This is a genomic window from Tabrizicola sp. (assembly GCF_031377265.1).
In the GTDB taxonomy this organism is placed as follows: domain Bacteria; phylum Pseudomonadota; class Alphaproteobacteria; order Rhodobacterales; family Rhodobacteraceae; genus JAUYQR01.
In genome coordinates this window covers 1-9,921 of the sequence record NZ_JANMET010000134.1, presented here as the reverse complement: position 1 = coordinate 9,921, position 9,921 = coordinate 1, and the positions used below count along the sequence as shown (strand labels likewise).

The 9,921-nt window shown below is 63.6% G+C and carries 15 protein-coding genes; 10 read left to right on the top strand and 5 right to left on the bottom strand.

Features of this window, described 5'->3' with window-relative positions:
• A partial coding sequence (locus tag RMO18_RS07785; protein ID WP_309665026.1) for a hypothetical protein occupies nt 1-222 on the top strand: 222 nt, incomplete at its 5' end.
• Between the two features lie 26 nt (nt 223-248).
• Here RMO18_RS07785 and RMO18_RS07780 read toward each other — a convergent pair.
• Complete coding sequence (locus RMO18_RS07780) at nt 249-755, bottom strand: hypothetical protein (RefSeq protein ID WP_309665024.1); 507 nt, start codon at nt 753-755, stop codon at nt 249-251.
• 162 nt (nt 756-917) lie between these two features.
• Nucleotides 918-1,523: a hypothetical protein gene (locus RMO18_RS07775; RefSeq protein ID WP_309665023.1), complete on the bottom strand. Its 606-nt coding sequence runs from the start codon at nt 1,521-1,523 to the stop codon at nt 918-920.
• A 120-nt stretch (nt 1,524-1,643) separates the two neighbouring features.
• Between RMO18_RS07775 and RMO18_RS07770 the strand changes: the two genes are divergently transcribed.
• From RMO18_RS07770 to trxC, 4 genes are all read left to right on the top strand, one after another.
• The gene (locus tag RMO18_RS07770; RefSeq protein ID WP_309665021.1) at nt 1,644-2,330 is read left to right on the top strand and encodes an AzlC family ABC transporter permease; all 687 of its coding nucleotides are present in this window, start codon (nt 1,644-1,646) and stop codon (nt 2,328-2,330) included.
• On the top strand, nt 2,327-2,650 hold the full coding sequence (locus tag RMO18_RS07765; RefSeq protein WP_309665019.1) for an AzlD domain-containing protein: 324 nt from the start codon (nt 2,327-2,329) through the stop codon (nt 2,648-2,650). Before RMO18_RS07770 ends, RMO18_RS07765 begins: the two co-directional genes overlap by 4 nt.
• Nucleotides 2,651-2,715: 65 nt before the next feature.
• Nucleotides 2,716-3,033, top strand: a complete 318-nt coding sequence (locus RMO18_RS07760; RefSeq protein WP_309665017.1) for a DUF3775 domain-containing protein — start codon at nt 2,716-2,718, stop codon at nt 3,031-3,033.
• Between the two features lie 60 nt (nt 3,034-3,093).
• Nucleotides 3,094-3,537 (top strand): thioredoxin TrxC, encoded by a 444-nt coding sequence (gene trxC, locus RMO18_RS07755; RefSeq protein WP_309665015.1) that lies wholly within the window; start codon nt 3,094-3,096, stop codon nt 3,535-3,537.
• A gap of 9 nt (nt 3,538-3,546) precedes the next feature.
• Here the strand turns inward: trxC and RMO18_RS07750 are convergent, their stop codons facing one another.
• Entirely contained in the window at nt 3,547-4,173 is a 627-nt protein-coding gene (locus RMO18_RS07750; protein WP_309665014.1) for a TetR/AcrR family transcriptional regulator, read from the bottom strand.
• 108 nt (nt 4,174-4,281) lie between these two features.
• Between RMO18_RS07750 and RMO18_RS07745 the strand changes: the two genes are divergently transcribed.
• From RMO18_RS07745 to RMO18_RS07720, 5 genes are read left to right on the top strand one after another with little or no spacing between them, the layout of a single operon-like run.
• The gene (locus RMO18_RS07745; RefSeq protein WP_309665013.1) at nt 4,282-5,328 is read left to right on the top strand and encodes a spermidine/putrescine ABC transporter substrate-binding protein; all 1,047 of its coding nucleotides are present in this window, start codon (nt 4,282-4,284) and stop codon (nt 5,326-5,328) included.
• The gene (locus RMO18_RS07740; RefSeq protein ID WP_309665011.1) at nt 5,325-6,179 is read left to right on the top strand and encodes an ABC transporter permease; all 855 of its coding nucleotides are present in this window, start codon (nt 5,325-5,327) and stop codon (nt 6,177-6,179) included. Before RMO18_RS07745 ends, RMO18_RS07740 begins: the two co-directional genes overlap by 4 nt.
• Nucleotides 6,180-6,947: an ABC transporter permease gene (locus tag RMO18_RS07735; protein WP_309665008.1), complete on the top strand. Its 768-nt coding sequence runs from the start codon at nt 6,180-6,182 to the stop codon at nt 6,945-6,947.
• Nucleotides 6,944-7,942, top strand: a complete 999-nt coding sequence (locus RMO18_RS21095) for an ABC transporter ATP-binding protein (RefSeq protein WP_405054030.1) — start codon at nt 6,944-6,946, stop codon at nt 7,940-7,942. Before RMO18_RS07735 ends, RMO18_RS21095 begins: the two co-directional genes overlap by 4 nt.
• Nucleotides 7,939-8,670 carry an MBL fold metallo-hydrolase gene (locus tag RMO18_RS07720; protein WP_309665006.1) on the top strand — a complete coding sequence of 244 codons (732 nt, stop codon included), beginning with the start codon at nt 7,939-7,941 and terminating at the stop codon, nt 8,668-8,670. The genes RMO18_RS21095 and RMO18_RS07720 overlap by 4 nt, the downstream gene beginning before the upstream one ends.
• A 61-nt stretch (nt 8,671-8,731) precedes the next feature.
• On the opposite strand, the gene RMO18_RS07715 is transcribed toward RMO18_RS07720, so the two are convergent.
• Nucleotides 8,732-9,052, bottom strand: a complete 321-nt coding sequence (locus tag RMO18_RS07715) for a hypothetical protein (protein WP_309665004.1) — start codon at nt 9,050-9,052, stop codon at nt 8,732-8,734.
• Nucleotides 9,053-9,407: 355 nt separating this feature from the next.
• Nucleotides 9,408-9,815, bottom strand: a complete 408-nt coding sequence (locus RMO18_RS07710) for a glycosyl hydrolase (protein WP_309665003.1) — start codon at nt 9,813-9,815, stop codon at nt 9,408-9,410.
• Nucleotides 9,816-9,921: the final 106 nt, after the last annotated feature.

Below are 9,921 nucleotides of genomic sequence, written 5' to 3'. Positions count from 1 at the left end.
GCCGAGGACAGCCCGCTGCGGCATGCGCCACACACGGTGGCGGCGCTGGTGACCGAAGCGTGGGATCGCAAATACAGCCGCGAGCAGGGCTGCTTTCCGCCGGGCGCGTTCAAGGTGGACAAATACTGGCCGCCGGTGGGACGCGTCGACAATGTCTTTGGCGACCGCAATCTGGTCTGCACCTGCCCGCCGGTGGAAAGCTATATGCAGGCGGCGGAATAGCGCTGTTTGGTGCTGCGCCCGGCGGCTCAGCCCGGCGCGGCATAGGCTTCAAGACAGGACTTTGCCCCGGCGAGGGCCTGGTTGGCGCTTGCGATCGAGAAGGATTGCTGGAACCCCTCACCGGTCACTGTCAGGATCTGGCTGTCCTCGAGATAGTCCACCGCCCAGTCGATGTCGGTGAACTCGACGATCAGGATGGTCTCGCCCATCGCCACCGCCGGTACGGCAATTGCTGTCTCGACGTTGGTCCAGATCGAGACGTCATACTGTTGGCCGCCCTGAAACTGCACGCCAACCGGCGCCATCAGGATTGCAAAACGGTTGTTGGACCAAAGGCTGAAATCGATCCTCTCGCCCTGCACGCCGCTAAGCGAGACCTGGCACATGACAAGGTTGCGCTCGGCGTCCCGGACGCCCAGACCTTTCCAGAGCCCGGCATAAAACGCCGACCCTTCGATCATCTCGGCCGATGCCGAGGTCGCGCAAAGCAGGCTCGCCGCGACAAGCGCCGCCGACACTGAGTAACGCTGCATTCGGCGGCTCCCTTCAAGACTTCCCAGCATCAACATCACATCCCCCGACCGCAGCGCAAGGCGGGTAGCCCTGACCCGGGCCGTCACCGGGGGGGTCGGCCCGGATGCGCTGATGTCCTTCAACCGTGCTGTTGCCCGACCCCGAAGCCCCCCCCCCTGTCCTCAGGGGGCGGGTTTCGGCGCGGGAGTGCCGAGGCCCGTTCCCAGAACGGGTTTCTTGCCGATGCCGGGCGCCGGTGCAGTTTCGGGAACCGCGTTGATCGCTGCGGGTTTGGCACCTTTGTTGTAGGTCTGTACGCAGGCCCGCGCCTTTGCCAGTGCACCGCCAATGCCGCGGATGTCGAACGCCTGGTCGATGCCGATGCCGATCAGCCGCAGGTACGACCCCTGCGTCAGAAATTCGATCGAGCTGTCGATGCCGGTCAGCGACATGCCGGCATAGGCCTGATCCACCGCCTGGGCGACGCCCTGAGTGGGAAGCCCCACTTCGGTCATCAGATAGGCGGGAAAGTTCTGGCCGGTGGTGAAGGTAACGCCTTGCTTGGCCAACAGCACGGTCAAGATGTCATCGTGATAGAGGCTGAGCCACAGCGTCTCGCCAGTCGTATAGCTGATCGAGACGTGGCAGAGCGTGAAGGCACCGTTTGCGTCGGCATCCGCAGCGCCAATCCACAAGCCGGAGGTGAACTCCGATCCGGCGATGTCGGCGGCAGCGGCGGGGGCTGCAAACAGGGTTGCGGCAAACAGGGCGGGGATGAAACGGCGCATCTGTGGGTCCTCGGGTTTGGCGTGCTTTGCCTCAGATGCCCCGAACCTGACAAACAGGCAAGTCAGGGTTTCCCTGCGCCGGTTGACGCGCCGTTAAGGCCACGATAGCCGTGCGGCAACATGACTGACCGGCAGCCAACTTTCCTTCAGGGCCTCAGCGCCTCGGTTCCGATCGTGATGGGCTATCTGCCCATCTCGTTTTCATTCGGGGTGGCGGCGACGCAAGCGGGGTTCAGCGCGGTCGAGGCGTTTGCGCTGTCATTGTTCATCTATGCGGGGGCATCGCAGTTTCTGGCGCTGGCCCTGCTGGGCAGTGGCGCGCCGCTGTTGGTGTCGGCGTTCACGCTGATCGCAATGAACCTGCGCCATGTGCTGTATGGCCCGGCGTTGATGAAGCAGGCGGGCGCTGCCGCCAGCACCCGCTATGCCTGGGTCTGGGCGTTCGGGCTGACGGATGAGGTGTTCGGGCAGGCGCTGGGCGCGATGGCGCGGGGGCAGCGGTTTTCGGAACGCTACATGTTCGGTCTTGGTCTTGGCGCCTATGCGGCATGGCTGGGGGGCACGGCGGCGGGGGCCTATGCGGGCGGCGGCGCGCTGGCGGGCTATCCTGCGATCAGCGCGAGCCTCGGTTTCATGCTGCCGGCGTTGTTTCTGGCGCTGCTGCTGTCGATCCTGACGCGCCGGCAATTGCCGGTGATCGCGGTGGCGGGGGCGGTAACCGTGGCGGTGACACTGGCGGTCAGCGGCACGGCGGGCATCCTTGCGGGAATGATCGCCGGGGCGATTGCCGGGGTGGCGCGGCGATGAACACCGACCTTCTGATCGTGGCGCTGATGGCCGGGGCGGCGAACTGGGCGTTCCGGGTGCTGCCCACCCGGATGGCCCGGACCGCGCCGCAGGAAACCGGCCTGATGGCGCAGTTTCTGGCCGCAACCGGGCCTGCGGCGATTGCCACGCTGTTTGTCGCGTCAATCCTGCCGGCCTTGACGCTGGTGCCGCGCGATCTTGCCGCGCTGGTGCTTGGCACGGGCGCGGTGCTGGCGGTGTTCTTTCGCACCCGGTCGGTTGTGGGGGCCACGCTGGCCGGATCGGTGGTCTATGGGCTGGCGGTTTGGGGCCTGACCTGAAGGCGGCGCTTGCGTCGCACCCCCGGTTGCGCGACGATCAGATCTTAGGTGAGCGGAGACAGCCGATGCTTGAGATCAGCCCCAGCAAAGTGGTGCAGGTGATTTTCCTCGCCCGCGAGATGGACGTGGGGGCGGGCGAACTGCACGCCTTCATCGACGCGATGAACGACGAGGAAAAGGCGCAACTGACGGCGCTGGCCTGGGTCGGGCGCGGCGCGTTCGAGCCGGAGGATTTTGACGAAGCCGTGGCGACCGCGATTTCCGAGGCGACGGTGCCAACGGCGGATTATCTGATGGGCATGCCGCATCTGGCCGAGAATCTGGAAGCCGGGATGGACGCCTTGGGCGTGGATGTGGCGGGCGAAGAGGAAGATCTGCTCTGACCCCCTTGCCACGGGCCGGGGGGCTTCCGATATATTCATGTGTCGGAATGCGAGGCAATGATGGCTGATACTGTGAAGCTGACCTGTGCCGCCTGCGGGCAGGCGAACCGGGTGCCGATGGCGCGGCTGGCGGCGGGGCCGAAATGCGGGGTTTGCGGTGCTGCACTGGCCGATGGCCATGTGGCCGAACTGGACGCCGCGGCGCATGACAAGGCAACGCGCGGTGACGATCTGCCGCTGTTGGTGGATTACTGGGCGCCGTGGTGCGGGCCCTGCCGGATGATGGCGCCGGAATTTGCCAAGGCGGCCAAGACCCTGGCACCCTCGGTCCGGCTGGCCAAGTTGAACACCGAAGATCACCCTGCAGTCAGTGCGCGCGCCGGTATTCGCGGCATTCCGGCGCTGATCCTGTACCACCGCGGCCGCGAGGTCGCCCGGCTGGCAGGGGCGCGGCCGGCGGCTGACATCGTGCAGTTCGTGCAAAGCCATCTGGGTGCGGCCTGAGCCTTGCCATCATCCCTGCGCGGGTTTGGCCAGCAGCAGGGCCAGTGCTGCGTTCTGGCGCGCGACCCCGGCCTTCAGGTCGGCAAGCGTCATGGCCTCAAGCTTGACGAATTCGATGAACATCTGGTTGAGGTTGTGAAAGATCACCTGACCCATGGCTTGCGGATCGACATCAGCGCGCGCAATGCCACGCTGCTGCAGGGCGCGCACAAGGGCGCAGACCTGTTCGGTCAGGCTGTGATCAAGCGCTGTGTAGCGTGCTGAAAAAGGCGTCGCTGCCGCCTCAATTGTCAGCGCCATCGCGGTGCGCCACAGCGCCTTGGTCAGATAGACATTGGAATGGTCGTAATAGCCGCCGATCAGCAGATCCAAGGCCAGTGCAATGTCGGGTGGCGGGGCATTGACCACGGCGGCGCCCTGTTCCAGCACCTCCTCGACTTCCATCGTGACCAGCGCCAGCAGCAAATCACCTTTGTTTTCAAAGTAGTTGTACAGCGTGCCGACCGACACCTCGGCAGCTGCCGCAATGTCTTCGGTGCGCACGCGGTCATAGCCCGCCTCGCCGAACAGCTGCAGGGCGGCGGCAAGAATGCGTTCATGGCGAAGGGCTTTCTGGCGCGCGCGTAACCCTGTCATCGTTCCCGCCTTCTGCCTGAGTTATTTTTGACATTGACTTTAAATTTGAACCAACTCAGTAATTTTGTAAATGCCCATCAGAGGCAACACCCCTTCAGGAGAAATCTCATGCCCCAACGCGCCCTCACTACCCTTGCCCTGCTTGGACTTGCCACGCCCGCCTTTGCCGAAGGCACGCTGAATGCCCTGGTCTGGTGCGATCATACCGACCCCGCCCTGATCGCACCGTTCGAGGAAAAGTACGGCGTCAAGGTGAACCTCAAGGATTATGAGGGCACCGCAGCCGGGCTGGCCATTCTGGAGCAGTCGCAGCCGGGCGACTGGGACGTGATGGTGATCGACGCGGTGGATGTGGGCCGCGCGGTGGCGGCGGGGCGGCTGGCCGAGATTCCGGCGGACGCGCTGCCCACGGCGGATTTCTTTCCCGAACTGGTGATGGCCGACAACAATACTGTGGATGGCAAGACCTATGCCGTGACCGAAAAGTTCGGCTACAACACCATCTCGTTCGACAAGACCAAGGTCGATCCGGCTGATATGGAGGACATGGCGGCCCTGACCTCGGGCAAATACGACGGCAAGATCGGGATCTACGACTACTATCTGCCGGTGCTGGGTCTGGTTGCGCTGGGGCAAGGGATCGCCACCGCCGACATCAACGCCGAAACGCTGCCCAGGCTGGCCGAACCGCTGCTGGCGTTGCGCAAGGCGTCAAAGCAGGTGTCAGACGTGGTGTCGTCGCAGACAGCACTGGCCACGGGTGATGTGGACATCATCGTCGGCGGCGGTGAGTGGCTGACGGCGGTTCTGGCGGCTGACAACCCGAACCTTGACTGGACGATCCCAAAGCAGGGCGGCCTGCGTTGGGCACAGTCGATTGGCGTGGTTGCGGGTACGACCAAGCCGGATCTGGCGCTGCAGTTCATCCAATACATCGTTTCGCCCGAAGGGCAGGCGGCGCTGGCGCAATCCTCGTGCTATTGGGGCATGCCTGCCAACACCAAGGCGGGCGATGTGCTGACGCCCGAGGCAAAGGCCGTGCTGCGCTGGGACCAGCAGCCTGATTACCTGGCGCGCACCCAGCTTTACCCGATCCCGGATGCAGCCACCGATACCGCGATGCAGGACATGTGGACCGCGATGCTGAACCAGTGAGCCTGCAATCCACTGAGCGCTGGCTTGGCTGGGGCCTTGTGGCCCCGGCTTTGATCTGGACAGTGGCGTTTTTTGTGCTGCCGTTTGTGGCGATGGTGGTGCTGTCTTTTGCACATATGGATGGGCGGGCCATCGTTCAGGGCTTTGATCCGGGCAACTACATCCGGGTGTTTACCGATTGGAGCCAGCTGAACGCGCTGATCAATTCGGTGGAAATCACGGTCACAGTGACGGTGATTTCGGTGGTGCTGGCCTGGCCCTTGGCCGCGATCATCGCGTGGCGGGTGCCAAGGCGATATCAGCGGCTGGCGCTGCTGATGGCGGTGCTGCCGTTCTGGACGTCTTATGTGGTGCGGTCCTATTCTTGGCTGCTGGTGCTGGGCAAGAACGGCGTCGTCAATCAGGCGCTGCTGGGGATCGGCCTGATCGCCGAGCCGCTGGAACTGGCCTCGACCCGCACCGCCACGGTCATCGGGTTTGTGCATTTCTTCGTGATGCTGCTGACGCTGACGATCTATGCCAACCTGATCCAGCTGTCGCCGAACTATGCCCGCGCGGCGCAAGACCTGGGCGCGGGTCGCTGGGCGACGTTCCGGCATGTGATCCTGCCGCTGACCCTGCCGGGCGTGATGACCGGGGCGTTCCTGACTTTTGTTCTGTGCATCGGCGATTACATCACCCCGCAGATTCTGGGCGGCAACACGGAACTGACGCTGCCGCAACTGATAATGCTGCAGATGGGGCGCAGCGGCAATTTCCCGATGGCCTCGGCGCTGTCGGTGGTGCTGATGGCGGTGGTGACGCTGGTGTATATTGGCTGCAGCCGCTGGCTCAGACTGGACAGGCTGTAGATGCGCGTCCTACCTTGGGCCTATCTTGCGCTGGCCTATGCCTTCGTGTTCCTGCCGGTGGTGGTGCTGGTGGTGTTTTCGTTTCAGGACGGGCGTCTGCCGGTGCCGCCGTTTCGCGGCTTTTCCCTGCAATGGTATGACAAGATCCTTGCCGATGCGGGGCTGATGACGGCGCTGTGGAATTCGGCGCTGGTGGCGTTTGTGTCTTCGGCCCTGGCATTGCTGATGGGGTTTCTGGCGGCGCATGCGCTGGCGCGGGTCAGGCTGCCGGGCAGCGTGCTGCTGCGCGGGGTGCTGATCGCGCCGATGACGGTCAGCTATCTGATCATCGCGCTGGGCCTCCTCAGGGTGTTCAACCAGACCGGGGCGCCCTTGTCGCTATGGACGGCGGGGATCGGCCATGTGGTGATAAACCTGCCGCTGTGCTTTGCCATCGCCTATGCTGCGATGGGCGACCACCAGAAAAACGCCGAACGCGCCGCGCGTGACCTTGGCGCGACCGAGGCACAGGTGCTGTGGCACATCTCGGCCCCGATGCTGGCCCCCGCCCTTGCCGCCGCGTTCTTCCTGTCGGTGACGTTTTCGTGGGATGAGTTCATCATCGCGTTTCTGTTGACACGGTTCGAGGTGACGCTGCCGGTGGAGATCTGGTCGATGCTGCGATCGGGCCTGTCGCCAGCCACCAATGCGGTGGGGTCGCTGGTGTTCCTCGTTTCGATATCAGCCGTGTTCCTGATGGAGATTTTCGTGTTCCGGAGAGCGAAATGACCGCCTCAGTCTCGATCCGCGCGGTGACGCAGACCTATGGCGCGGCCTTGGCGCTGGATGCGGTCAGCCTTGAGATTGCGGCGGGGGAGTTTGTGGTGCTGCTGGGGCCGTCGGGCTGCGGCAAGACCACGTTGTTGAACCTGATCGGCGGGTTCAGCGAACCGGTTTCGGGACAGGTGCTGATCGGTGGCAAGGATATGTCGGGGATCGGCCCGGCAAAGCGGCCGACGACAACGGTGTTTCAGGATTACGCGCTGTTTCCGCACATGAGCCTTGCCGACAATGTGGGCTTTGGGCTGCGGATGCAGGGGGCTGCGCGTGCCCCGCGGCGCGCGAAGGCCGAAGAGATGCTGGCGCTGGTGGGTCTGCCCGGCAAGGCGGACCGCCGTCCGCATGAACTGTCTGGCGGGCAGCGGCAGCGCGTGGCGCTGGCCCGCGCGCTGGCTGTTTCACCGGATGTGCTGCTGCTGGACGAACCTTTGGGCGCGCTCGACTTGAAGCTGCGCCGCGCCATGCAGGACGAGTTGAAGGCCATTCAGCGCCGGGTTGGTACAACCTTTGTCCACGTCACCCATGATCAGGAAGAGGCGATGGCGATTGCTGACCGGATCGTGGTGATGAACGGCGGCAAGATCGCGGATCAAGGCCCGCCGCGCGACGTGTATCTGCGCCCGAAAAGCCTGTTTTCGGCGGCATTCATGGGCGAAATCAACCAGATCCCGGTGACCGACGGCCAAAGCTCGCTGGGCCCGCTGCTGCCCGGCACCGGCACGCTGCTGATCCGGCCAGAATGCATCGGGCTGACCGGCGGCCTGCCGCTTGGCCCCTGCCGGGTGACGGATGCGGCGTTCTTTGGCACCCATGTCCGCGCGCATGTGGCCCCGCTTTCCGCCCCCGACACGCGCCTGACCGTTGATCTGCCACAAGCCACCACCATCGCGGTGGGCGAAGTGCTGAGCCTTGCCGCGACCGACCATGTGATGCTGACGCCATGATGGACCGCGCACATCCCGCCGACTGGTGGCGCATCCGCACCCTGTCCGACGGCGTGACCTGGATCGACGAGCCGCATATCCACGAGTTTTACCGCTGCAATGTGTGGCACATCCGGGGCCGGGATGGCGACATGCTGGTGGATTCGGGGATGGGCGTGGTGTCGTTGCGGGAATGGGTGCCGATTGTCACCGAACGCCCCTTGCAGGCGGTGGCCAGCCACACGCATTTCGACCATATCGGCTGCCATCACGAATTTCCCTGCCGCCTGTGCCACGCCGCCGAGGCGGATCTGCTGGCTGATCCGACCCGCGCCAACACCCTTGCCGACCCCTATGTGACCGACGATATCTTCACCACTCTGCCGCCACAGCCCTACCTGTCCACCGCCTATGCGGTGAAGGCGGCCCCGGCCACCCGCATCTTGCAGGATGGCGATGTGGTGGATCTTGGCGACCGGCATTTCGAGGTGATCCACACCCCCGGCCATTCCCCCGGCGGCATCGCCCTGTGGGAAGCCGCCAGTGGCATCCTGTTTTCGGGCGATATCGTCTATGACGGGCCGTTGATCGAAGACACCTATCATTCCAACGCGGCTGACTATCACCGCTCGATGCGGCGGCTCTACGATCTGCCGGTGCGGTTGGTGCATGGTGGCCATTTTGCCAGCTATGGCGTCGCCCGCCATCGTCAGATCATCGGTGACTGGCTGAAACAGAAAGAGGCCTGAATGGCACCAGCCGCAGAAGATGCGTCAGTGTCCCTCAGGCCCATTGGCTGCAATCACGTGTTCAGCGACGGAAACACTTCGACTTCGAGCCGAAGCCCGCAGGCGAACAGACCCAGCTGCCGGAGCCATAGGTAGATTGCAACGCCACCTTGCGGGTAAGCGCAAGCGCGAGCGCCTTGTCCTTGGTAAGCCCTCCGGCATTGGCAAACCAGTTGAACCCGGCCCGTGGCGTGGAACTGGAAGCGCTGCTTTCCTGCTTGCCGTCGGCCATTCCGACTGTGGCGGCAAGGGTCAGGCCGACAAGCGCCAGACCGATGGCCAGCACGGCCTGATGAAGTCCTGAGGTGAAGACATTGTAGGTCACCCTTGCTGCGGCAGCCATCGGCGATCTCCCGTTTCCAAGCGCCGCGATGTGAATCGGGGCGTCGTTGGAAACAGTAAGACCGCCGAAAACGTCAACGGATCGCCGGGATCAGGGCAACTTCTCGTTAAAAGTGAGAAGCCCTACTTGATCACGCGGTTATTGATGCGCCAGTCCGGCAGACCAAAGTTATCGGGCCAGGCATACACTGCCTGCTGGTTAAAGGATGAGACACCCACCAATTGTGGCATATCTGGTCGTGCCACACGCACCCCGGCCTCCCATGCGTCCACATAGCTCAGAGTATCCTAACTCTGCCACAATCACCGGCTTGCCGAAAACTGCGGCGTGCGCATAGCGTTCTTCCAGAAACGCGTCATAGGTTTTGGGGGGCACCGTAGGTCTTGATTTCATAGGGTTCCAAACCGAAGATCGAGATGCCGACCCGATCCACATAATCATCGCCGGGATAGTACTTTTCCATGCCCTCCCGGCCCAGCGGCGACCACAGCACACTTATGTTCGGCGCCTCGGCACGGCAGATGTCGATCATCCTGCGGAAGGCGCTGATGTAGTCTTCGGGCGCCCATGCGGCCCAGATGAACTGGCCATCGTTGTCGTCCATCTCATGCGCCCAACGCACCGAAACCGGGCTTTGCAGGGTGCCGATAACCTTGCAGATGCCCCGCATGTTGGCATCATGGTACCCGTCGGCGATGCCCCTGCGCAGGAACAAAGCGGTGTTGCGTTCGTCGCGCGTCCAGGTCCACGGCTCGATGGTCACGATCAGCGCACGGTTGCGTTCCAGCGCATAGATGTCGGCTTAGGCCAGACTGACCAGCGATACGTCTTCCCAAGGCAGGAACACATGTTCCAGCTGCAGGTCGGTG